10 protein-coding genes are annotated in these 24506 nt (G+C 62.1%); 3 read left to right on the top strand and 7 right to left on the bottom strand.

Translation table 11 applies throughout. The features are described 5' to 3' along the window. Positions 1 to 148: 148 nt before the first annotated feature. The 5 genes from Rhe02_RS41730 to Rhe02_RS41710 all read right to left on the bottom strand — a co-directional run bounded on the left by Rhe02_RS41730 (position 149) and on the right by Rhe02_RS41710 (position 11084). Entirely contained in the window at positions 149 to 439 is a 291-nt protein-coding gene (locus Rhe02_RS41730; protein WP_203914054.1) for a protein kinase family protein, read from the bottom strand. Positions 440 to 738: 299 nt separating this feature from the next. Further along, a complete protein-coding gene (locus Rhe02_RS41725) occupies positions 739 to 2340 on the bottom strand; it encodes a Kelch repeat-containing protein (RefSeq protein WP_203914053.1) in 1602 nt (533 codons plus the stop codon). Positions 2341 to 2854: 514 nt separating this feature from the next. Next, positions 2855 to 5395, bottom strand: a complete 2541-nt coding sequence (locus Rhe02_RS41720) for a PKD domain-containing protein (protein ID WP_203914052.1) — start codon at positions 5393 to 5395, stop codon at positions 2855 to 2857. Between the two features lie 571 nt (positions 5396 to 5966). Continuing rightward, on the bottom strand, positions 5967 to 8327 hold the full coding sequence (locus tag Rhe02_RS41715) for an ATP-binding protein (protein WP_203914051.1): 2361 nt from the start codon (positions 8325 to 8327) through the stop codon (positions 5967 to 5969). A gap of 813 nt (positions 8328 to 9140) precedes the next feature. Next, complete coding sequence (locus Rhe02_RS41710; protein ID WP_203914050.1) at positions 9141 to 11084, bottom strand: tetratricopeptide repeat protein; 1944 nt, start codon at positions 11082 to 11084, stop codon at positions 9141 to 9143. A 952-nt stretch (positions 11085 to 12036) separates the two neighbouring features. Between Rhe02_RS41710 and Rhe02_RS41705 the strand changes: the two genes are divergently transcribed. Continuing rightward, positions 12037 to 13617 carry a fibronectin type III domain-containing protein gene (locus tag Rhe02_RS41705; RefSeq protein ID WP_203914049.1) on the top strand — a complete coding sequence of 527 codons (1581 nt, stop codon included), beginning with the start codon at positions 12037 to 12039 and terminating at the stop codon, positions 13615 to 13617. Positions 13618 to 13853: 236 nt separating this feature from the next. On the opposite strand, the gene Rhe02_RS41700 is transcribed toward Rhe02_RS41705, so the two are convergent. Beyond that, complete coding sequence (locus Rhe02_RS41700) at positions 13854 to 15539, bottom strand: FG-GAP repeat domain-containing protein (RefSeq protein WP_203914048.1); 1686 nt, start codon at positions 15537 to 15539, stop codon at positions 13854 to 13856. A gap of 588 nt (positions 15540 to 16127) precedes the next feature. Between Rhe02_RS41700 and Rhe02_RS41695 the strand changes: the two genes are divergently transcribed. After that, on the top strand, positions 16128 to 18935 hold the full coding sequence (locus Rhe02_RS41695) for an AfsR/SARP family transcriptional regulator (protein WP_203914047.1): 2808 nt from the start codon (positions 16128 to 16130) through the stop codon (positions 18933 to 18935). 3146 nt (positions 18936 to 22081) lie between these two features. On the opposite strand, the gene Rhe02_RS41690 is transcribed toward Rhe02_RS41695, so the two are convergent. Continuing rightward, positions 22082 to 23068, bottom strand: coding sequence for an FG-GAP repeat domain-containing protein (locus Rhe02_RS41690; RefSeq protein WP_203914046.1), 987 nt, complete (start codon positions 23066 to 23068; stop codon positions 22082 to 22084). A 633-nt stretch (positions 23069 to 23701) separates the two neighbouring features. On the opposite strand from Rhe02_RS41690, the gene Rhe02_RS41685 reads away from it, so the two are divergent. Beyond that, positions 23702 to 24196: an SLATT domain-containing protein gene (locus tag Rhe02_RS41685; protein WP_203914045.1), complete on the top strand. Its 495-nt coding sequence runs from the start codon at positions 23702 to 23704 to the stop codon at positions 24194 to 24196. Positions 24197 to 24506 lie beyond the last annotated feature (310 nt).

Raw genomic sequence — 24506 nt, 5'->3', positions numbered from 1 at the left:
ATCTCCGCCGAGGATTTCGTGAATGACTTTCAGTCAAGGCCTGGCATTCCACCCACGTGCGCGAAGGATCAAGCAGTCGTCCCGGGACTTCGCGCCGCCTCAGCCGTGCTCCGAAGCCCGACTTTGCACGGCGACTCATCAGTAGCCGCTACGGTCCAGGGCCACCTAGCCGATCTTGACCTCTTGGCAGCTGTCCGAAAGTCGTGCCGGTGATGTGCGGATGTTTAAGCCTGGCGATGGTCTGCGCTTCGGCCTTGAGCCGCTGCACCACATCCGCTTCGGCGGCGCCTTCAGCGGTGAGGAGCTTGACGGCGACCTCGCGATCCAGGACGAGGTCGGTCGCACGCCATACCACGGCCATGCCGCCCGAACCGGCCCGCGCTAGCAGCCGGTAGCCTCCGGCCAGCAGATGGCCTTCTCCACCCCACGGCAACGACATGGACCACCTCTTTTCCCCGCCGAGCAAGCCATCAAACGGCAGCTCAGTTGACCGACCAGAGCTGCATCTGAGCCGCCTGCCGTGAGTGATCGATAGGCTTGCGCCGTTGATTATGCCCGTCCCCATGGATGATCTCTGATCTGGACGACAACGTGTCCGGCAGGTCGTGCCCTCTTGCTTATCAGAACCTCAACCGGCTGAGATGCTGGACCGCCCCGTTCAGCCACAACCGCGGATCGCGCAGACAAACAGGCGGCGCGCCAATCCATCGATGATAATGGATCAGCGCGCCTTTGTGGCTATTGGTAGGTGATGATCGCAGCTCGCCATTGTTGGCTGCTGCTTAGCGTGCCAGTGGCTGCGTAGGTTCCGGTGGCAGTGACGGGCATGTATTGAGGGGTGATGGTTTTGGTACCGGATCCAGTGCCGCCCGTGATCGCACCGATGACGGTGAAGCCGGCGCCGGCGGTGAATGTGGGAGTGGAGTTGTGGGCGACGACGCCGAACAGGAGTTCGGTCGGGTGAAGTATGGTGACGTTGCCTGAGTGGGGATTCGGGTTGTTTCCCGCGTTGGTCGATGTTTGATCAACGGCGCCGTCGGTGACGGCGGCCGGTATTGCGTTGACGCTGATGACACTGAGTCCGCTGAAGCCGGGATAGGTCGCGAAGACCGAGTCGCCGATGGTGAGTGGGGTGGTCAGTGTGGCGCTGCAGACGAACAGTCGACCGTTGCCTGTGTTTTTGTCTGCTACCAGAGTGTAGGTGTTGCCTTTCGAGTCGCCGCAGCCGACTGCTCCGGCGAAAGTGCCCGTGGCGACCGACACGGTGACGGTATCTCCGGAAGGCACCTCCACCGTCGCTGTCGCGCTGATTGAGTTGTTGGGGTTGGCTGCCTTCGTGTTGACGGCCACGTTGTACATCGGTGTGACTGGTGCACCAGTGAAGCTGGCTCGTTCGTTGACTGCGGTGGTTTGGGCGGCGGTGGGTAGGTAGCCGCCGATGGCGTAGATGCTGCCGTCGCCGGCGAGCGCACTGGCTGGGCCTTGGCGTGGGGTTGGCATGGGCTCGACTGGAGTCCAGGTGTCTGCGGTGGTGTCGTACTCCAGGACGGTCCCGAGGTCGTCGTACCCGAAGGCATACAGCTTGCCGTTGGGTGCGGTAATCCATGCCAGGCCTCCGCCGCCGATGGGCATGAGCGCCTTGACCTGCCAGGTGTTGGTGGCCGGGTCGTATGCCTCGACAGTGCGGTCGATGGGGCCGGTCCCGTTTCCACCGATGACGTAGATCTTGCCATCTGGTGCAAGCGTCGCTGAGGAGCTTTGGCGTCGGGTGGGCATGGATGCGCGCTGGATCCAGCTGTCGTTGGCTTGGTCATAGGCGAAGACGGTGTTTAGGTATGTGAAGCAGCAGCCTGGGTACCCGCCGATGACGTAGATCGTGCCGTCGGGTCCGCGTGCCGCGGAGGGACCTGCCGCGTTGACCGGCAGGCTCGCCCGGGTTGTCCAGGTGTTGGTGGCGGGGTTGTATGCATCGACGATGTTGGTGGAATCGCCGCCAGCGGGAAAGCCGCCGACGACGAGGATGGTCCCGTCGGTGGCGGTTACCGCGACGGCGTTGTGGCGTGGATGTGGCATTGGCGCGAGGGTGGTCCAGCTGTTGGTGGCGGGGTGGAATCGTTCGACGATGCCTGTGGTTGATGCGCCTGGAAGCAGGAGGCCGCCGAACACGATGACGTCGCCGTCACTGGTCGTGGCGTGGGCGGTGCTGTATCGGGCGGTGGGCATCGCCGTGCGGGCCGACCAGGTCAAAATTGTCCCGCTGGCCAAGGCGTGGGAAGGTGCCGCGATCGCCGTGACAACGGCCGCGAGAATCACCGCTTTGACAATGATCAGGGCTTTCATGGCCAAGCTGAGGTGTGAACCATTTGGGACCTGTAACGGAGCTGGGGCGAGTATTCGGAGCCTTTTCATTTGCCGATCTTCCTTCCATAACGTGTTGACCCAGGCGGCACAAGGGATCGTGTAATAGCCTCCGGGTCTCTTAATGCCGGAGCCTCTTCCTTTCGCTGCTATAGAACCGTGATGCTGGTGATGTCGACGGTGAAGGCTGCGCCATGCGAGAAGCGCGTGTGCAGTGTCCCCACCGATTGAGTTAGGTCGAAACCGAAGGCGCTTAAGGGAATGTCAACGGTTTGGCTCCGTTGAGCCCGTTTTGGCCGTAGCCGGAAAGGCCCACATGTTTCCAGCCGTTCTGATCGAGGATGATCGCAATGCGTCGCTGGTGCTGGGGTTGATGTGTTGTAGGCCCGATCGGTGTTTCGACTGATCTGCCTTTCTAGACTGGCCACCATCGCACTCCGGCCGCCGAGGGGCACACGGCCGGAGCCGATGGCAGGTCAAAGGAATCGACACCGGCCTAGGAGGATCCTCCCGGTGGGCACGGATTGGTCAGGCCGATGAGCCGAGGATCTGGGTCTTGAATGGTGGCCTCGAACTGTCGGGTATCTGCATATGGCAGGACCCGGACCTGTGATGCTCGCACTGGCCTTGATGTGTTTGCTTGCCAGAAGACGACGTATGAACGCGAGCGCCAATCGGCGCTGACGACGTGCACTGCTTGAGCGGGGCTTGAAGGTCGGATGGCACACGTGAGGGTGCCCGCTTCGGCGGTGTCACCATGTCGTATGCCATCGCTTGCGGGAGTTGCTGGTCCCCACTCGCCAACTGCGATGATGCGGCCGTTGGAAGATGAGGTGCGGATGGTGGTGATGAACGCTCCGAATCTTTCTGGGCCGACGTTTGATTCCCAGGCTTCGGAGGTGGCGTTCACAGTCGGGACCCGGCGATTCTTGGCCGCCTCGGTGGTGGCTTGGACGACCCTACGCACGCTGGAGAGCGCGCTGTCGTTATGAAGGACGCAAGTGTGGCCTACCTGCAAGTCGGTGCAGTCGATAATTTTGTTGCCATCGGCGAGCGGCGACGTGTTCCACCACGGTGGTGAAATGAAGTCGGTGCTGTTCGTGGCGCTGTATAGGTGCAGGGAGGCGACATTGGTCAGTCCGGAGTTCTGGCTGAATGTTCGCTCGCCGCGCCAGTCATACGACACGGTACTGCGATACCCGCCAATCGGTACTTCCCACAGGGTGCAGACGCCTCGGAATGCGAACTCGTCGGCAAACGGAGTGGCGATGGTGTTCCACGGCCGTCGGAGGCCGCAGTAGTTTTCTTTGTCCTCGGGTACTGATGCTGTTTCTGGATCTTCGGGCCAAAAGCCGTATGCGGGGGAGTCCAAGGTGATTACCGGGACGTCGGTTCGGTTGTGGTCGCCTGCCCAGCGTGTGGCGACCGTGCCTCCAGTGCTGTACCCGACCAATACGAGGTTTGCACCGGGATGCTTGATCAGTATCTGTCCAATTTGGTCATTGAGGTGCGTTGCCGACGCGCTAAGTACTTGGTGGGTATCGGCGCCCCCGTACGGGTGAGGGGCTGTCTGGCCGTTCGGCCCGCGGTACGAGTAGGGCGACCAGAACAGCCGTGCCCGGTTCCCGCCGTTGCACAGCTTGGTTATGCCACCAGGTGCGGTAAGTTCTGCGCACTTTAGCCCGGCGAGTAGATCGCGGAATGCGCCTTCTGCTGCGACCTGCCGGTAGGCGGGTTGTGGTTCGCCGGTCCCGGATGGCCACATTCCTGCCAACAACACCAGGACGGTGTCGACCGGCACGGCCACGGGTTTGGTGATCGAGTCTGAGCCGCCAAGACCGTCGACGACGGTGAGGGTCGCGAGCCGCGGTTGGGTGTCAGGGTATTCGTGTACGGTGGTAGGAACGTCGGTGGTTTGATCGACGGTGCCGTCGTTGTCGAAGTCCCATAGATAGGCAGGCGTCGCGCCGGGCGGGAACACCGAGTTTGACCCGTCGAAGGAGATGCTGCGGCCGCTGTTTTGCGGCGTCGCCACGAAATCGGCCTGTATGGGCGATGCCGGTGCGGTGGTGTATAGCTCGGTGGTGGTGGTCGGGCCGGTGTCCGTGTAGCCACCGGCGATGAGCACCGCGCCGTTCGTGAGCAATTCCATGTTGGCGCCGCCATGCTGCACGTTGAGCGGGAGATCTTCTATCGTCCAGGTGCCGGTGGCTGGGTCGTAGATTTCGCTTTGGAGCGGGCCGCCGCCGGCCAGTAGTACCTTGCCGTTGGGCAGCAGCACGGCGTCGGCGCCGGATCGGGCGTGATGCAGCGGCCCGGTGGCGGTCCATTGCCCAGTCGCGGGGTTGAATAGCGCCGAGTCTGCGCTGGTGCCGGCACCAGCGCTTGGGTTGCTGCCGCCGGCCGTTAGTACCTGTCCGTTCGGCAACACCACCAGTGCCATCCCGCCGCCACCGTGTGGACGGTTGCCGGCCTGTGACCACGTCCCGGTCGCCGGGTTGTACAGGTCGGTGGCGGGGGTGAAGAAGTCGCAGCAGGTGTAGCCCCCGATCACCATGACGCGGCCGTCTTGAAGTCTAATAGCCGTGGCGCTTTCACGTCGTGTGGCTGCCGAGCCGGTAAAGGTCCATTGTCCGGTGGCGGGGTCGTATATCTCCGCGGAGGATAGAAAGCGGTTGCCATCTGGCACGCCGTGCGCACCTGTCGCCACCAGGACGCGGCCGTCTAACAATCCCACGGTCACGGCATAGCGTCTTGACGTGTTCAGGCTTCCTGTCCGCGTCCATTGACCTGTCGAAGGATCGTACAGTTCCGCGGAGGCGTAGTCGTTCACCTTGTTGTCGTGCCCGCCGGCGATGAGCACTCGGCCGTCCTGGAGCACGGCAGGATCGTGGAAGGCCATTCTTGGGTCGTTGACCGAGCCCGTTTGTGTCCATGCGCCGGTGGCTGCGTCGTAGAGTTCGGTCATGAGGGTCAGGCTGCCCAGTCCATCCGGGCCGCTGATGGCCAGGATTTGACCATTGTGCAGCTTGGCCAACGCGGTGCTGCCGTGAAACGAGTTCATTGAGCCGGTGAGCGTCCATCGTCCTGCCGCAAGGGCCGGTGTCGGTGCTAGCAGGAGAGACATAAGCAGTATGGCTGACGACAGGACCGCCCTCACTCGGGTTCGGCGGGCGAAGGTGCTTGACTCTGTGGTGAAGAGGTTTCGGAGTACTGGCTTGATTGTGGCGAAGCAGGCGATTGCCGGCCCAGCGGAAAATATGGCGGGTTTGCGTACGTTCACGGGTAGCTCCTCAGGCTGGAATCGTCCAGTGGGACAGATCATGAGCCTGATCTATAGGCCGTCCAGTTTCGTCCAAACTGGAAAACTGAACGGCACGCCAACCTGTCTGCAGCCGCGAGCGTGGCCGGCGTCTGTGGACCGAGGTCATCCTGGGCCAAAGCAGCGTGGAGCTGTGGAGATCGTCGCGTGGGCCGCGTCATCCGCGCAGCGCCCTTGACCTGCTGCGACAACGGTATGCAAGGTAGTTCAGCGCTTGTGGTTGCGCGGCGCTGTAAATGTCACCGGACTCGATCTCGTGCGGGGGGCCATGGCGATTCGGCATGGACTAGAGGGATTGGTCTGCCGTCGGCGCAGCGATCGTTTCCGCGAGTTTGTCGACGTTCTGCAGCTTCAGGCGGACCTGTTCGGCATCGGCGTGGGAGAGCTCTTCGAGTATCGTCCGTGCCTGTTGCCATGCGTCGACTGCACCTGCCCGATCGTCAATGGCATGTTTACTGTCGCCCAGGTGGGTCAACACGGTGGCCTCGTAGTAGCGGTCCTCGAGCTGTTGGAACAATTGCAATGCGCGGTCATAGCACGCGATCGCTTGGGCGTGCTGACCGAGCTGGTGATGGGTGTAGCCGAGGCTGTCCCAAGCCACGGCCTCACCGTCGTGGTTGCCGATCTCGTGGTTCAGGATGCGCGCCTGCTCACATGAGGTGAGGGCATGCTCGTGTTCGCCGAGCATGGCGTGACACCAGCCGATGGCATTGAGGGCGTCGGCCTGCCCGGCTTGGGAGCCGGTGGATTGATGCAGATCGTGGGCGTGCCTGGCATGATTCAACGCCTGCCGGTACTGTCCTCGGCGCTCGCAAATGCCCCCGAGGCCATGGTGAGTGTGAGCTTGGCCGGCCTGGTCCAGTGCGGCGGCGAAGTGCGTTAGCGCCTGCTCAAGCTGGCGGTGCGCATCATCGAGCCGGCCCAGCTCCGCGTAGGCGTAGCCGAGGCCGCGATGCATGATGGCCTGGCCGCTTACGTCGTTCAACCGAGCTGCACAGTCCAATCCGGTGCGATGGGATTCGGCCCATTGGTGCCAGTTTCCTCGGCGGTGCAAGAAGTTCGACAGGAACGAAGCGAGTTGCCAGCCGTGAACATGGAATCCCTCATTGGCGGCCCGGTCAACCGTGGCCAAAAGCACGGAATCCTCGGCGGCAAACCACGCCATCGCATCTGCGCTGCTGCCGAGGTTCTCTGGCGCTACGCCCGATTGAGGGGAATCCAGTGTGATGCGGGTGTCCTGGTGCGGCCGCAGCAGAAGATCGCCATCATGGGCCGCGTGCAGATAGTGGTCAAGCATCCGATGGATTGCCGCACGTTGCTCGGCTGGGGTGTCGTGGATCCCGGCGAGTTCGGAAGCATAGGCGCGCAGCAAGTCATGGAACGTATACCGGCCTGGGGTTGGTTCGGCGAGCAAGTGTGCCTGTGTCAGCTCGGCGAGCAGTGGCACTACGTGCACCACCGGAACTCCGAGCAGGCTCGCGGCTGCCGGGAGCGCGACATCAGGGCCTGGATGCAGGCCCAACAGGCGAAACAGCCGCTGTGCGTCAACGGATTCAATGGTTCGATAGGACCAGGAAAAGACTGCTCGGATGTCGGTGAACGCGTCTCCTGCCGCCAACGCATTCAACCGGCTTTGCATGTCCAGCAGCTGCTTGACAAAGACAGATATTGGAAAGCGTGAGTGCATGGCGGCGCGTGCGGCTACGATTGCCAGCGCCAGCGGCAACCGTGCACACCTTCCGATGATCTCGTTGACCGCTTCGGGCTCGGCCTCGATCCGACTGGACCCCAGGCGGTCACCCAAAAGCTGCGCTGCCTCGTCGTGACTTAGGACATCCAGAGTGATCGCGTGAGCGCCTTCCACCGCCACCAGGCTGGTAAGTTCGCGCCGGCTGGTCACGACTACGAAACAGCCCGGAGCTCCCGGCAGCAGTGCTCGTACATGCTCGGCGTCGCGGGCGTTGTCCAGCACCACCAGCATCCGCTTGCCAGACAACAGACTTCGGTACAGGCTGGCTTGTGCATCCGTGCTGGCTGGCATCCGTTGCGGAGGAACATCGAGGGCAGTCAAAAACCCGCGCACTGCGTCGGAGGAGGCCATCACCGACCCGCTCGGGTCGAATCCGCGCATATTTACATACAGCTGGCCGTCCGGAAACGCGGCTGACATCAGATGGGCCCACCGAAGAGCAAGCGACGTCTTGCCGACGCCTGCTGATCCGCTGATGGCACAGACTGGTGCCGTGTGCGGGCCGGACGCCTTCAGCAGCGCGTCGAGCGCGCTGAGCTCGTCAGCGCGACCCGTGAAATGTGGTGGCGGGGCAGGCAGCTGTCGCGGAGTCACGTTGCCTCGCACGGCGGCCAGCTGTGTGCTAGCGGGATGCGCAGCGGTGTGACGCTCGTGCCACAGGGCCAGATCGAGTACCTCTGGTCCCAGATGGATCGGGGGACGCTGTGAACGGGCATAGCTTGCACAGGCAGTGACGAACGCCTCGACGGTCTCCCAACGTGGCCTACCCTTGCCGCTGAGCAGGTTCCCGAACGCCGATCTCGAGACGTCGTGTCCTTCGCGGTCAGCGTGTTCCTTCAAGCGGTCGAGGGTTGGCCGGCCCGCCTGCTGATGGAGTTGAAGCAGTTCGTCGATCAAGCGCGCGCTCCGTTTCCTCGGCGGACCTCATCGTAATAGTTCAGCGCTCAACAGCCGGTATCCAGTTTCTGAACTGGCCAAAGCTGGACGCACTGAGGGCAAGCCTGGATCGGGCAAGCATGGGTCGCATCCAGTTCAACCACGTGGAGTCGTTTCCGCAGGCTGCACCAGCGCATTGCCGGATGGCAGACAGTGATCTGAAGGGTGCAGATGAAGCGCGGGCAGGTCTGGCGCGTACTCGCGGCTGGGATGACCACGACGCTGGCGGTCGGCGTCGGCGTCCTGACTAACCTCGTGACCTCAGCATGGGATTGGTCAACAGGCATGTTGCTGGTCGCGTTGGTCTGCTGCTGGGCAGGCTCGGCTGGCTGGCTCACGGCCTTGCAAGAGCTCGAACACCGCCATCATGTGACAGCGCTGATCGGTGCGCACCTGGCCCTTCACGCCACGGCGCATGCAGAGCACCAACCTGAACGCGTTCATGCCTTTGCTTGCTGCGTTCATGGGTGGTTGGCGCTCGATGTCCGATCGGGCATGGCAAACGGACATCGTGAGCATGAGGTTGTCGTCGGGAATGCTGGCGCGGCGGACGCGGGCGCAACGGGGTTGATAGGCCCTCGTGCACGCCGCAGTGGCAGAAACCCCTGACCATCGGCGGTATCTGAGTCTGCGCGTCCACGTCGTATCGTCGCCGCTCGCCAAGGCCCGCGGCACGCGGGCCCGGTCCGCTCCGTCTCATCATGCGCGAGCTGGGAGGTCGTTCCAATCGGCTCATAGTGCTTCGCTGCCAGGGCCGTCGTGTCCCGCAGAACCTCAATGGTCGGCCATTTTGGCACGGACCTTGTACGCGTCTGGATGCCCCAGCTCGTCGAGAATAGTTACCGCTCGTCGCCAATCCTCGACAGCCGCCTCGTGATCACCAGCAGCAAGATGGTTGTCGCCCGCGTGGGCGAGGGTGTCGGCCTCGTTGTAGAGATCACCCAGATTCCGGTACAGGGTGATGGCACGCTCATAGTCGGCGGTTGCCTTGGCGTGCTGACCTAGGCGAGAGTGGGCGTAGCCGAGGCTATCCCACGTACCGGCCTCCCCGTGGCGATCGCCAAGCTGTTGATGGACGAGGAGGGCCTTCCGACAGTAGGTGACAGCTTGCCGGTAGTGGCCGAGCTTAGCGTGACACCAACCGATCAGGTTTAGGGAGTCGGCGTGTCCAATTCGCTGGCCGGCGGCTTGGTACATGGCCATAGCCCGCCGGGCGTGCTGCAGCGCCTCATGATGCTGCTCCGACAGATCCAGCGCCCAGGCGATGCTGTAGTGGATACCGGCCGCGTTGTCAGAATCGTCGAGTTCGGCCAGCAGGGCCAGCGCGCGGCGAAGGTGTCCGATAGCGTCGTCGTAGCGAGCAAGTCTGATGTAGGCGCTTGCCACATGTCGGTGCGCGCGGGCCTGTCCTGTCTGGTCCCGCGAGCGCTGCGCCGTGCGAAGCGTGGTGTGCTGGACAGCTGCCCAGTCCTGCCAATACCCGCGAAGGTAGAAGAAGGTCGTGAGGGTCCAGGCCAGCTGCGCGGTGTGTAGATCGAACCCGTTGCTTGCCGCTAGCTCAATGCTGGCCAGCATGACTGATCGTTCGGCCGAAAACCAGGCCATCGCGTGTTCGTAGTCGTAGAGATCCTCAGGGATCACGCCTGGTTGCGGCTGCGCCAGGATGATGTTTTCGCGGTGGGGCTCCAGCAATCGCGCTGCCATGTGAGCCGTGTGCAGGTAATGGTCGAGGATTCGATGGTGTGCTCGCCGGCAATCATCCGTGCTGTCTAGCTCCTGGGTCAGATCAACGGCGTAGGCTCGCAGCAAGTCATGCAAGTAATAGCGGCCCGACGCCTCCTCGGTTAACAAATTCGCCTGAGCCAGTTGGCTAAGCAGCGACATTGCGTGCGCGATTGGAACACCGGCAAGACTGGCCACCGCCGCAGTGGCAATATCGGGGCCTGGATGCGTGCCCATCAGCCGGAAGAGTCGCGCAGCGTCCGCCCCCAAGGCTTGATAGGACCAGGACAGCGCGGCGCGCACATCACTGACGGCGTCGCCGGCCGTGAGCATATTGAGCTGTGCGTCGACGTGCCGAAGTTGCCTGGCAAGCAGGGAGAGCGAAGATTGCGGTTGGGTCGCCGCGCGAGCTGCCACGACTGCCAAGGCCAGCGGCAGCCGTGCGCACCCGGCGATGATGCTTTGTGCAGCATCGGGTTCGGCGGCCACTCGCTCGGCACCAAGGCGTTGGATCAGCAACTGCTGCGCTTCGCCTGCCGTTAGCAGATTCAAGGTAACCGGGCGTGCCCCCTCCCGCGCGACCAGGCCGGCAACATCGTTTCGGCTGGTCACCAACGTGAAACAGCCTGTCGAGCCGGGAAGCAGTGGACGCACCTGCTCGGCGTCGCGTGCATTGTCCAGCAACACGAGTACCTTCCGTTCGGCCATCAGAGTGCGGAATAGCGCTGCCTGTGCTTCCACGCTCACGGGAAGATGGTCGGGCGGAACCTCGAATGCCTCAAGGAACTGGCGCAGGGCATCCTCGACCGCCAGCGCGGTCCCGGCGGCGAACCCACGCAGGTTGATATATAGCTGCCCGTCGGGAAACTTTGTGCTGACCTGATGCGCCCACCAGACTGCCAATGTGCTCTTCCCAACCCCAGCGGTGCCGGTGATGGCGGCAAGCGCAGGAGTATCACCCTTGCCAGTGGAGGATTCAGCCAGCAAATCGTCCAACTCGCTCAGCTGCGTCTGTCGACCAGCTAGAAGACCCACTCGTCGGGGCAGCTGCCTGAGCACAGGTGTTTGCACTTCTCGGACACTCCGAACGAGTGGCGGTGCCGAGTACGTGGTGGCGTAACGATCACGCCATATCGACATGTCGACATCGCTCGCGGCCACGCGGATCGGGGGCATGCGGGTTCGCGCATAGGCAGCGCACCCGGAGACGAATGCCTCCACAGTCTGCAGCCGCGGCTTTCCTTTTCCGCTGAGCAGGTCCCCGAACGCCGACCTTGAAACTCGACGGCCCTCACGCTTGGCATGCTCAGTGAGAAAGCGCAGGGATGGTCCTCCGACCGCCTCGTGGAGTCGACGCAGCTCTTCCAACATTGTCCCAAAGACCTCCCTTGCCCAAGACACCAGTGCAAGCTGTCTATAGCTATGCTGCCGAGCATTGCCATCCAACGCCTCGCACCGCGCGATCCCGTCGGTCGTCCTTTACCCAAGCGCTATGGAGGCGTGGACTTCAACCGTTGGCGCCACGGTAGCGTGAGGTTGTCAGGGCCGTCGCGACGAATTCTTCATCGTCGCTGAAGCGACGCATTAGTCGCACGCAACCGGTGAACGTGGGCGGCATGGATCGACGACCGGCAGCGGCAGGAAGCTGGGCAGATTGATCTGCGGCGGTGGCTTTGCGTTGCCGCAGCCCGCCACGAGCAGGGTGACCGTGAGGAGACCAGCGAGGCACACGGACCTGGACACGGGTCGCAGCCTATCGTGAGGGAAATGAATCAATATCGACGATACGGGTAGGTCGGGCAAGCCGGGCCGCCATCGGATGTTCATCGCCTACTGGCTGATCGTGGTCGGACTCACTGTTAGCGCCAACTAGAAATGTACGATCTACCTAGTCGTCTATCCGGTTTGGCGACTAGAACGCCAGATGTCCGTTGATAGATTCTCGCGCATGTCCAATCCCGAAGGTGACGGAAGTCTGCCTGCCATGCATCCGGGGGGTGCGCCACGCAGACCAGCGCTCAAAGACGTGGTCATTGCAGTGGGGATCCTCGCGGCCATGGCCGTCTTCTTTGTGCAAGAGAGCAAGCTGGACATCGAGCCAAACATCCGCAACGCTGTCGCCTTCCTCGGTGCATGTATCGTCGCCTATCAGTTCGCGAAGAACATTCACCCGACGGTCACGAGGATTCTGGCAGGGATCGCTGTCATCGGGGTTGTGAGTGCTTACATCTTCACCCCCGACCCAACGCCCTCAGCGCCAAAGGACCTAGTGGCAGAGCCTACGCATGACCAGGTCAAGATTACGTGGGCTGTGTCAAGCAAGGAGCTCGCGACAAGGGAATTTGCGGTCTATCGAATCAACGGCAGCGGTAGTGATGATCCGGTCTGTCCTCCGCGCAAAACGAATACCTGTGTGGATGACGACGTAATTGCTGGGTCCCGGTACGAATATTATGCGGTCGCCATCGACGCGAGTGGTCGAATGTCGGCTAAGGCGCTTGTCACTGTTGCCGTTCCTAAACGCTCGACGACCTTGATGCCGCCCAGAGAACTCATGGCAGCTGTGCTCGGCCCGAACTCGGTGCGCCTTTCCTGGATTGCCGGGGACGGGCCAGCGGCCAATTTCTACACGATCCTGCGCGATGGCATTTCGGTAGGCAACGCAGAAGGCACTATCTTTGTAGATGCCGCCACGACACCGGATAGCTTCTACAGCTACACCGTCCGCGCCAATGACGCGAGCCGATCGGAACAGTCGGGCGACAGCAACCCGGCAACCGTCCGCATGCCTTCGATGATCAGCATACCTCCGCCATCAGGGGGTGGCGGAAACCCTGGCAATGGAGCCGGACCCCAAACCCCCACCGGTTTCACCATTACCACCAGCACCCAGACGACCATCACCATGTCCTGGATGGCCGCGAAGGCTGGCGGTAGTCCAATCGCTCGATACAACATCTATCGCAACAACCAGCTTCACAAGACGCTGACATCGGATGCCCGCTCAATGCAAGACACCGGGTTGATGCCCGAGACTACCTATCGGTATGCCATAGCCGCGGTAGACAGTAGCGGCAAGGAATCGCCGCTCAGTGCCTATCGCGACGGGACGACAGCCTTGTCGGACATCGCGAGCCAGTTCACACTGGATCTACGGCCGGGCTGGGGTTATGACCTAGACGTGCTGGACCCGAGTAAAACAGGGGCGTGCGCCGGCGGGCAGAACTTGAATCCCGAATGCCGTGACCTTTATCGCGAGGTCTCCAACCCGCGGCTAAGCGGCGTTCAAAAGCCGAGCGGCAGCGGGAATTACAACGAGATGCACTACCCCATCGCCAACGCCGATCCGAAGACTTGTCTGAGTTTGACGGACCTAACGAAAGTCGGCAATGTCCCAATATCGGCGCTCAGCATTGGCTCTCGCCTTTGTGTACGCACGCACGACTCTAGATGGGCCATGATTGAAATTGTCACGACACCGCCCACGTCCGCAGATGTGATGCGAATCAATGTCACGCTGCTGCGATAGATGCTGTTACGCCTCGCGCTAGAGCTTCGAGACAATAACCGGTCCGCTCCGCCACATCGCTCTCTCAAAACAAGCCCAGAAGAGATCGAGGGGCCTTATCGGCGAGCGCGATCCGCGCCCTGTTACACATCGCTCCGCAAAATCTGTCGCGCTATCCGCGGTCGCTGATCCAATTGTCCTGCATTGAGTCGTAGCTTTGGTTGGTGAGGCGTCTTCGGACGCCTCACCAACCAAAGTCATCGGGAAAGCCCGGCTTGGATGGTAGATGTACCTGCCTTGAGGTAGGTGAGGTCGGTTCGGTTGTCGTTGTTGAGGTCTGTCCAGTAGTGGGCGTGGTAGCCGCCGGTGGCGGTGGTGGCGAAGGTTTGGGTGCCGTATGTCTGGTCTGGGCCGAGGGTGGTGGGGGTTCCTGCGGAGGATAGGGCTGCCCGCCAGGTCAGCGTTCCGTCTTTGAGGTAGACGATGTCGGTTCGGTGGTCGCCGTCGGCGTCGACGAGGAAGAATTGGTGCTGGCCGCCGTAGCTGGAGATGCCGTCTGTGGTGGTGGCCCATATCGTGTCGGTGGCGAATCCGGTTGTGGTGCTGAGCAGTACATGCCAGGTGGCGCCGGTGCCTGCTTCGTAGTAGATGATGTCCTGGCGGCCGTCGTTGTTGACGTCGGCTGTGCGGGGGCCGTCTCCGGTGTCCCATTTGATCGGTGAGTTGCTGGTTCCCCAGACCGTGTCCGGGCCGAGCGATGAGCCGGTGCTGAGCGCAACGTGCCAGTTGGCTGTCCCGCTCTCAAGGTAGACAAAGTCGGATTGGCCGTCGCCGTTGACGTCTGCCCAGTGATTGCCGCCCTTCGTCCAGGTGATGCCTGCTGCGTACGTGCCGAAGGCGTTGTCGGCGTCGAATCCAGCCGGGCGCAGCGGGATAACGGGATTTGAAGGTGCCGAGACAGGCCCTATGCCTGCGGCATTGGTGGCGGTCACGGTGAACGTATACGTGGTGCCCGAGGTCAGTCCGCCAATGGTGGCGGTCGACGCGGCCGTGGACGTGGTGATCCCGCCGGGCGATGAGGTGACCGTGTAGCCGGTGATGGGGCTGCCGTTGCTTGGCGGCGTGGACCATGAGACGGTCGCCGCGGCGTAGCCGGCCACCGCGGTGACGTTACTCGGTGCTCCGGGTGGTGTGGGCGCGATCGGGGTGACGCTGTTCGAGGGCGCTGAAGGCATGCTGGTGCCGTAGCTGTTGGTCGCGGTCATAGTGAAGGTGTAGGTAGTGCCGTTGGTCAGATTGTTGATTGTCGCGCTGGTCGTGGTGCCTGGCGCGGTAGTGGTCGCTCCACCGGGGCTGGCGGTGATCGTATAGCTGGTGATGGAGCCGCTTGGCGCTGAGGCTGGCCGTCGCCAGGTCAGGCTCGCGCTGCCGTTGCCGGCCGTTGCTTGGAGATCGGTGGGAGGGCCGGGCTTGCCGCGCAGCCGGAAATAGTTTCTGCCGTCAGCGGCCGGTGGGCACGAGCCGGAATTGCTACTGCTGTCGAAGGTGAATCCGGCAGGTACAGCACAGGCCCACAGACCGTCGACGGGCATCCGTAAGTAGGCGAAGTTACGCCCGTTGAGCGCCGGCGGGCAGCTGCCGGAGTTTTCCGAACTGTCGAAGGTGAACCCCGTCGGGACGAGACAGGCGCCTAGATGGTCGGCCGGGACTCGCAGATGGACTCGGTTTCGGCCACCCACCTTAGCCGGGCAGCTGGCCGATGTTTCCGAACTGTCGTAGGTGAATCCGTCAGGAACCAGGCATGCCCACAGCCGGTCCACGGGAACGCGCAGCAGCATTCGGTTCTTGCCGTCCGCGGAAGGCGGGCAGCTCGCCGAGGTCTCGGAGTATCCGTAGGTGAAGCCGGAGGGGACCAAACACGCCCAGAGGTTGTCCACGGGCACCCGAAGACGGAAGTAGTTACGCCCGTTGGGATTTGCCGGGCATATGCCCGATGTCCGAGAGTCGTCATAGGTATATCCGGCCGGAATGGTGCACGACCATGTTCCATCCGCCGGCGCGGCCGACGCAGGGGATGCCGCGATAACAGCGGTAGCCGCCATCATCAGCATCGTCCCCGCAAAACGCTTGATACGCATAGGAGACCTCCAAAGGGTAGAGGAGTTGACCGGCCCATCTTGCGTACGTCGCTCTGGAAGTCCTCTGGAAGTCGTCGAATGCAAAGAGATTTCGCGTCTCATGTGGCGGAGCTGCCGATGGTCCAATTGGCGCGGTCAGGTGAAGGCGGGTGCACCGCCTCGACTCCACTGGACCAGGTTCGACGCCCTTTGCCGCGATGTCGATCTCAAAGTCCGAGGCGGCCTGATGCGCCTTGATTTCCGCTCTGAGTTGAGCAGCCGTATGGCCCGTTCTAAATGGGGCATATACATCGACTTTGGGTATTTGATCATGCGGGTTGGTAGCCCGACTCCGATACACTTCATTGGCGCTCGAAGTGTTGGGTTTGGGCTGCCGTCCACCTCGGAGGATGCGTGGAACAGGTCGAGAGGATTTGGTTCGAACTGCTAGGAGGGGTTCGAGCATGGCGAGGCGATGAGGAGCTGGATCTCGGCGGCTCAAAACCCAGAGCGGTGCTTTTGGCGCTGCTGCTGCGCGCCAAAAAGGTCGTCAGCCAGGCAGAAATCGTGGAGGCGGTGTGGGGCGACGCGGCTACAGGTGGAGCGCACAGTCTTGTACAGACATACGTCATGCATCTGCGTCGTGTCCTTGAACCGGGGCGTGCGCGTCGTGGTGCCGGCAAAGTGTTGGTCAGCAGCGTCTACGGATACACCCTGCGAATCGAACCGGACCAACTCGACCTGAGCGTTTTCACACAACGCATCGGCGTGGCGCAGAAGTTCCGGGCGGCCGGGGACCTGCCCGCAGCCGTAGACGCATTCGACGCTGCATTGAGCCTATGGCACGGTCCGATCTTGGCCGATCTCTCCGGCCCATTGGCAGAAGTGGAGCGGGTGCGGCTGCAGGAACTTCGATTAGCAGCCCTGGAGGAACGCGCGGAAGTCGTGCTTGGCCTCGGTCACCACGCTGCCGTGATCGCCGAGTTGAAGGCGTTGAGCGCACAAAACCCTTATCGTGAATCGCTTTGTGTATTACTGATGATCGCTTTGTACCGCAACGGCAGGCGAGCAGATGCGTTGGCCTGCTTCGCCGACATGCGTCGCCGTCTGATCGACGAGCTCGCCATAGAACCAGGTCCTAACCTGCAACGGGTGCATCACGACATCCTCAACGACCGTGACGCTAGCGTTTCCGGGGCTGCCAAACGACTCGTACCACGTCAGCTCCCCCGAGACGTGCACGCGTTTGCTGGGCGGCACGGCGAGTTGCGCGAACTCGACTGCGTGATCACCGAGGTCGGTCAAAGCCCTGTCACAGCCGTCATCTCCGCATTGTCAGGTACAGCGGGCATAGGCAAGACGGCCCTTGCTGTCCACTGGGCCCACTGCATAGCCGAGCGTTTCCCGGACGGTCAGCTGTATATCAACTTGCGAGGGTTCGACCCGGCCCTGCAAGCGATGAACCCAGAGGATGTGTTGCGCCAATTCCTGCACGCCCTCGGCGTGCCCGCAGGGCGGATTCCGGTCCATCCCGAGGCCCAGGCGGCGCTGTATCGCAGTGAAATGGCCGATCGTCAGATGCTGTTGGTGTTGGATAACGCTCGCGACAGCGCGCAGGTTCGCCCGCTGCTGCCCGGCGCGCGAACGTGCGTTGTCGTGGTGACGAGCCGAAACCATCTCACCGGGCTGATCGCCGCAGACGGCGCGCGTTCCTTTCCCCTTGACCTGCTCACCGTCGAGGACGCGCGTGACCTGCTTGCCTATCGGCTCGGACGCGAACGAATCAACGCTGAAGCCCAGGCCGTCGAGCAGATCATCACGTGCTGCGCCCGACTGCCGCTCGCCTTGGCGATAGCTGCGGCGCGAGCCGGTACCGAACCCCACAGATCCCTCGGATCGCTGGCAACCGAGCTCCAAAATGCGGGGGCCCGCCTGGATCTGCTCGCCACTGATGATCCACACATCAACGTTCGCGCCGTCTTCTCATGGTCATATCGGGCATTGCCGCCCGAGGCCGCGCGTCTGTTCCGCTTGCTGAGCCTGCATCCTGGACCTGAAATCTCCCTCCCGTGCGCCGCGAGCCTCGCCGCCCGACCGGCGGTCGAAGTCAGTGCGCAGATGCAGCAGCTGATACAAGCAAATCTCGTCGCCGAACCAACTTCCGGCCGGTACAGCTTCCACGATTTACTACGGGCCTATGCCGGAGAACAAACACAATGCGTCGATGACGAACTGGAGCGAGCGTCTGCAACCAACCGCATGCTCGATCACTACCTCCACACCGCGTTCGACGCGGCCATGCTGCTCTATCCCGCTCGCGATCCGATTTGCCTTACGACAGTGCACCCAGCAGCAGTACCGGAGGTCCTCCCCGGCTACGACGACGCCATGGCCTGGTTCTCCAGGGAGCACAAAGTCCTCATGACCGTTCTTAATCATGCCGCCTCACACGATCGAGACACCGTGACGGCGCAGCTCGCTTGGACACTTGCCACATATCTTGAGCAAAGGGGCGATCGGCACGACTACGCCATTTCTCAAGAGTTGGCCGCGAAAGCTGCCGACAGGCTAGGCGACCCGGCCCTGCAAATTCTCACCCACCGCCTCTACGCCAACGCGTTGGCGCAATTAGGCCACTTCGAACTAGCACACGATCAACTCATCCAGTGCCTTGCCCTTTCGACCCGCTCCGCCGACGATGTCGCCACGGCAAAAACCCATGACAGTCTTGCCTTCCTGAACGAGCGCCAAGGCCGATACGGCGACGCGCTGGCCCATGCAGAACAGGCGCTCAGCCTCTTCAACAAGCTTGGCCGCAAGGAGGGACTTGCCATCGCGTACAACACCGTCGGCTGGCTACACGCAATGCTCGGTGAATACGCATCGGCGCTGACCTTTTGCCGTCAAAGCCTTGACTTGCATGAAGAACTTGGCAACCGCCTAGGACAGGCCGAGACGTGGGACAGCATCGGCTACGCGCATCACCAGCTTGGAAACACGACCCAGGCAATCGAGTGTTACGACCGTGGCCTGCACATATTTAGAGATTTGGGCGACAACTATCAGGAGGCGAACACGCTTTCCCACCAAGGCGACACGCATGAGGCCGCAGGAGATCTGAAAGCCGCCCGCAAGGCATGGCAAAGCGCGCTGTCCATTCTCGAGCAGCTCGACCACCCCGACGCCGCCGAGTTGCGGGCCAAGCTCTCGGCCAGCGCTTGACTCCGCGGCAACGTGGGGCCTCCGGCGGTCGATCTTGAAGATTTCGCGACCTCGACCTCTTCACAAATTAGGCCCATCGACGTGTTCCCGCGGGCCCAATTGTATTGCAAGACAGGGACAGCCCCTTGTCGGGGCCCGGATCCGTTCGGGATCGGACGACACGGCCACGGTGAGGCGGCTCGCCGGGCACACCACACCTTTCAAGACCCGATTTTACGAGCCCACAAGGTGTCGTCTGCGTCGGGACTCGGCGGTGGTGTGCCAAGATTCGGTCATGTCGTCGGAGCCGACCGGCTACCCCGGGAACCCGCTTCAATTGCCGCCCGGATCATACGATCCGTCGCCGCAGTTGCTGCGCGGTCTAATGCAGACCTACTGGGGGCCGCAAGGCTGGGTAGACCGAAGTACGTTGCCCCGGACAACGGCCGTGGAGCGCGCCATTGCCGCCGGCTTGATGTTCGCCGAGTCCTGGACCGTTAGCCATGACGACCTCGTGGAACGAGTTCGTCATGCCGCCTCGGTGGTGTCCGCCGAAGAGGTTGGTCAGGCTTTCCTGGCAAGCCTGTCCAGCCGAAGGCTCGACCTTCGCTCGGCGCTGGGTTCCTACGCAGTGGCCCGGTGGATGCCCTCCCACGCATTCGAGGAGCGACCCGGTCACGGCACGTGCCGCATGTGCGGGCTCCGGACAGGAATGGTGATGTCGGCCTGTCTAGCGGACAGCGTTGTCCGCCTGTTTCGTGCTGTGTTGGGCCGAGGCACAAGGGTCCTGGCGCTGGTCGTACCTGGCGCTGATCCATTCGTCGATGGCGCGGACCAGCCGATCGCGTGCGTCAGGTGCACCGGTCCAGAATCTTCGGGCGCTGCGGCGTAACTAGTTCCCAGGGTTTCTGCACTTTGTGTTCGTGTCCAAGGTGAGCGGGCTGCATAAGCCGGAGACGCGGCTGCTCGTGGCAGCGCCGATACCAGCCGCTGCCAAGCTTGTGGGGCTCGTAAATCCGATTCGTTGCGGTGATGTGCGGTTTTGTGCGCGGTGCTAAGGACGTAGCGCGTGACGATGCAGGGCATGCCGGCCCCGTCGGTGTACCAGGTTGGGTTCTCCGCGGCCAGACCCAGCACCGATCACGCAGCTGGCGGTCGGCCGATGGCCGACCGGCCCGCGCATGCGCAAAGTCCAATGCCGTGCCATCTGCTGCCGGTGCCAGTGACTGGGACCCGGATCTTGGTCCAACCGGGATCCAGCCATCGCCACAGTCTGGCCAGAAATTCCGTCAGTAGGCGCTACAGCCCAGCCACTACTAGTTGACCTTGGGGCATAGCAACCTAGACCTCTTACCAAAATGGCCGATAGAGCAAATGACCATCGATTTTCTGATCCACCAAAACAGCCTGTGAGCTGCTGAAACTGTTGGAGCGGGCGACGGGAATCGAACCCGCGCAATCAGTTTGGAAGTTACATAGGGCCATTTACCTTATGGCGCCGCGGTATGCGTTTGTCATCGGCGTCATGCACCTCAATTTGCAAACCGGCGACTCTGGAAACGTCGATGGTGAAACTGGCCCGTCTTTTTGTAGCATGTTGGTCGCGTCTTGGCCGGCGCGGTGTCGGAATCGGCTGTCGTGTCGCCGTTGCATAGCCGCTTGCTTCTGGCGCTGCAATTCAGGCGATGGACTGCACTGGCTGGTACGTCGTGCGGGGGATGGGTTTTTCCGTTGACGGCGGCAACAATGGCGGTAAGCGTTCTTTGGATCTCCGGGATCTTCGGTAGCCCTGGGTAAGATAATGATGTTCGTGGAGGGTGGCTAAGGAATCATTGAGGGACCCGTGGGACTTGTACGAGCGAAAGCGCCCGCCCAACATCTCTTGGGACTTGGCGAAGGTGGCTATTACTACCGGCCAGCCACAGGGCGACTATTTCACGCTTCCCTGGTTCTTGTGCGAGCGATCGACCAAGGGTTGCCTTTGGGGAGCACACCACAACGCCGGCCGCGCGCACAAGCTGATGCAATCAGAACCGGATGGAGTTACCGAAGACGGCCGGCCGTGGTACATCGGGATCCTGTATTCCGGCGCGCCAGACGAGTACCTGGAGAAACCAGTTGGCGTAGTGACAAGGACGGGTCACGTTGGATGCCTGCCACCCGAGGCATCTACTGGCGGCATTGACACATTCGTTCGTAAGCGGGCCCATGGCTATAGCTATTTCTGTGTTCCAGTCGTCCATGCCGGAATTGTGCCGATGCCGTACGGCCCGGACGTGTCGCCGTTCGACAATCCTTGGGGAGCAAGAGATTCGGGGGGTTTAACTGACTGGGGCCCCACATGGCGAATCAACCGGTCCCATCTCATCGCCATTCACCTTGCAAAGCATGGCCCGGGCGAGGCGTGGAGGACTATCGCAGAGGGACTCTCAAGATTGAGATCGGAGCACGGCGTCACCGTTCTCCAACCAATCGAACTCCCCCTAGGCGGTGAAGTCGTGAACAACGTCCGCGGGGCTGTTGGAGCAGACTTCCTAGATCGATTCTGCTCACTCACTGGCCTCACAACAACCCGCGCCGTCTCTGGCCAGACGACCGCTGTAGTAACCCGATACCTACATTCGGAAAGCAGGGCTTGCCGCGACGCCCGCGCTGCAGGCATTCCGATCTTCCGTACCGACGAATTCGCGGGCAGAGTTGCTGAATGGTTGTGGTCCTCAACCACGCGCTGAACTTCGCATAACCTGCACACATTTTGGCCGATGATCAAGGAGCTAGCCCGGGCCACGCCGAAATGCAACAGGCGATGCAGGCGGCTAGGCCCGCCGAATCGAAGGATGCTCATGGCTGACATCTTTCGGCGAGGGCTGGCCTGATCCGCAAAACTTCGGAGCCGGACCCGACGAATCCCAGGTCAGCTCATGTCTCGCTGGCTGGCGGCGCCGGAGCTGCTGGTTTCTGACCCGGCGTTGGCATACCGACTTCGCCCTGGCCGAGATCAAGCGAATCAACTTTGGACAGTGCAAGCGGGTTGATGGCGAACTGGCCGTGGCGCGCGGCCAGACCCTCCCCCAGAGTGGGGGGAGGGTCTGCGGGTGTACTTGGTTGGGAGCTGGCATGGTCGGGAGCTGGCTCGCTTCATAAGTTTGGCCATGATTCCGGCGATCTTAGGCTGCGAGTCCTTTGGCCAAGTCCCAGTTGCCGGTTCCTGAGTTCCATCCGACCGTCGGCCAGGCGAGCCCGGTCCCGGTTGAGGTGAACAGGAACAGCTTTGTCAGGCTGCCACCGTATCCATAGAACGCGGCGACGTCGGTCTTCCCGTCGCCGGTGAAATCCCCGGCTACTGGTTTGGTGTTTGCCCAGTCCCAGCCGCCAGGACCAGAGTCGAATACTGCTGCAGGCCAGCTGAATCCGGTACCAGTCGAGGTGAACAAGAACAGCTTCGTCAGGCTGCCACCGTACCCATAGAACGCAGCGATATCGGTCTTCCCGTCGCCGGTGAAATCACCAGCGACCGGCTTGGTGTTGGCCCAGTCCCAGCCACCAGCACCAGAATCCCACCATTGAACGGGCCCGGCAAAGCCGTTGCCGGTACCGGGGAACAGCCAGAGCTTGGTCTGGGCGCCGCCGTAGTCGTAGAAGGCGGCGATGTCGGCTTTCCCGTCACCTGTGAAATCACCAGACAGAGTCGAGGCGTAGTCAGGGATTCCGCGGTTGTTTATGGGACCGGGGGTGAATGGTGCGACGTCCTGGAGGTCAGGAGTGGCGTCGCCGTCGGTGTCGGTGGCCGGTGAGCTGGCGGTACCGAGTCGCCAGATTTTGATGATGCTGCCAGAAGCCCAGGTGTAGGGGTTCAGGTTGTGCCGCGAGACCAGCTGGTTGTTGTTCCAGTTGGAGTCGATTACGGCGAAGCTTCCGTCACCGAGATTCTGGCGAATGATCGCGGTGTGCAGCCTAGAGTCTGAGTGGGCCGGGTTGTACATCGACTCCGCAGTCGCATCGGTACTACCGGCTGGTGTCACCTGGATGACATCTCCCCGGACCGCTTGCGATGCAGAAACCTCGACTCCGCCGGCGTTAGCGAAGCCCTGCTGGTAACCGTATGGGACGACCGTTCCGCCGCTGGCCTCGCTGACGCGGTCGCGTACGAACACCTTGCAGGGGCCGTCCGCTGCGGCGGGGCGCCGGGTCGATGCCAGCTTGGTGCAGGATCTTCCAGACCGTGCTCGCCGCGATCCGGTACCCCAGACCAGTCAACTCACCTTGCACCCGGCGATGCCCACGTCGGATTTTCGACCGCCAGTCGCAGCACCAGCTCGCGCAGCTGACGGTCGACCGCGGGGTCGGCCGGGTCGGGCATGCGGATAGGTCCAGTGCCAGGCGATCAGCTGCCGGTGCCAGCGAAGCAGTGTGGCTGGGGTGACGACGAACGCCGGCCACTGTGGTCGGGGGCAGTAGGCGTGATAGCGCTGCCAGCATCACCCGGTCGGCTGGTTTCAGGTCGGGGCGGTGTACCTGCCGGCGCAGGACCGCCACCTGATGGCGCAACACCAGCAGCTCGACGTCCTTGGCACCGCCGTCGCGGGCAAGCTGAGCGAGCATCTGCAGAATTTGGCGTAAGACCGTGTACACCAATGGGGCCGACATGCTCTGGATCGTCGTCACCTATGCCCCCAGGACGGCGCACAAAACCACGTCACCGCATACGAATCGGATTTACGAGCCCCATAGGGTCCAGTCAGCACCTACCGCCAAGAGCATTGATACGACCCACTATTATCGGCTGAATGAGAGATCAGGAGCCTCCGATCCAATCGGCTAGGCCGTCGCCTGGTCTTGCACCCCTCGATCTGGCGCAAGACCTGGTGGCAAGGATCGAGCGAGGCAACGACTACGCCCGGTCCCGCAAAGTGCGATTCCGGCGAAGCTCCGCATTAATTCGTCTGCTGTCGATGGCCTTGCTGGTCAGTTCGACGATCATATTGGGACTACAAGACCTCCAGCTCTGGGCAGCACTCGGGTTCGCCCTGGTGGCTGTAGTCACGGTGGTGAACACCCTCGAAGCATTCTTCGCATGGAGATCCAGATGGATTTTGATGGAGGAAACGCAATACCGGTTCTATCGGCTACGGGACGAGGTCACATTCTACATTGCATCAACTCCAGTCGATCAGCTAGACGCGGAGAGGATCAAGGCTCTGTTCGGGGATTATCAACAGATCTGGGACCAGCTCGGTGCTCGCTGGCTTGAGTTCAGACAGTCAGCCGGATCTATTCAATAAGGTTTCGCCACGGACAGCACCGAGAAAGACATCGGCGCGTAGCGACTAGGGCACGAACCCGTGTCACCCACCGTTCCTTTTGCGACGCGGAGGCGATCGCGTTGCTTGCTGCGTTCGCGGTCATGTTTCAGTGCGGGTTCCTCTGCGATACGGGACGGATCGCGCTCGTGGCGCTCGTGATCATGTGTCGGTACGGGTTGGGTCCTTGAAACGCCAGTCGATCGCGCGGCTCGCTACGATCGCGCGGCTCGCTACGATCGCGCGGCTCGCTACGATCGCGCGGCTCGCTACGATCGCGCGGCTCGCTACG

The organism is Rhizocola hellebori (genome assembly GCF_016862955.1).
GTDB classification, from domain to species: domain Bacteria; phylum Actinomycetota; class Actinomycetes; order Mycobacteriales; family Micromonosporaceae; genus Rhizocola; species Rhizocola hellebori.
The sequence above is the reverse complement of the archived record's forward strand: the minus strand, read 5'-3'. Positions and strand labels throughout refer to the sequence as shown.

What these genes read in the sequence shown, in the direction of transcription:
- Rhe02_RS41730 (WP_203914054.1), bottom strand. Translation starts at nt 439, where the DNA reads ATGTCGTTGCCGTGGGGTGGAGAAGGCCATCTGCTGGCCGGAGGCTAC.
- Rhe02_RS41685 (WP_203914045.1), top strand. Translation starts at nt 23,702, where the DNA reads ATGAGAGATCAGGAGCCTCCGATCCAATCGGCTAGGCCGTCGCCTGGT.
- Rhe02_RS41725 (WP_203914053.1), bottom strand. Translation starts at nt 2,340, where the DNA reads ATGAAAGCCCTGATCATTGTCAAAGCGGTGATTCTCGCGGCCGTTGTC.
- Rhe02_RS41705 (WP_203914049.1), top strand. Translation starts at nt 12,037, where the DNA reads ATGTCCAATCCCGAAGGTGACGGAAGTCTGCCTGCCATGCATCCGGGG.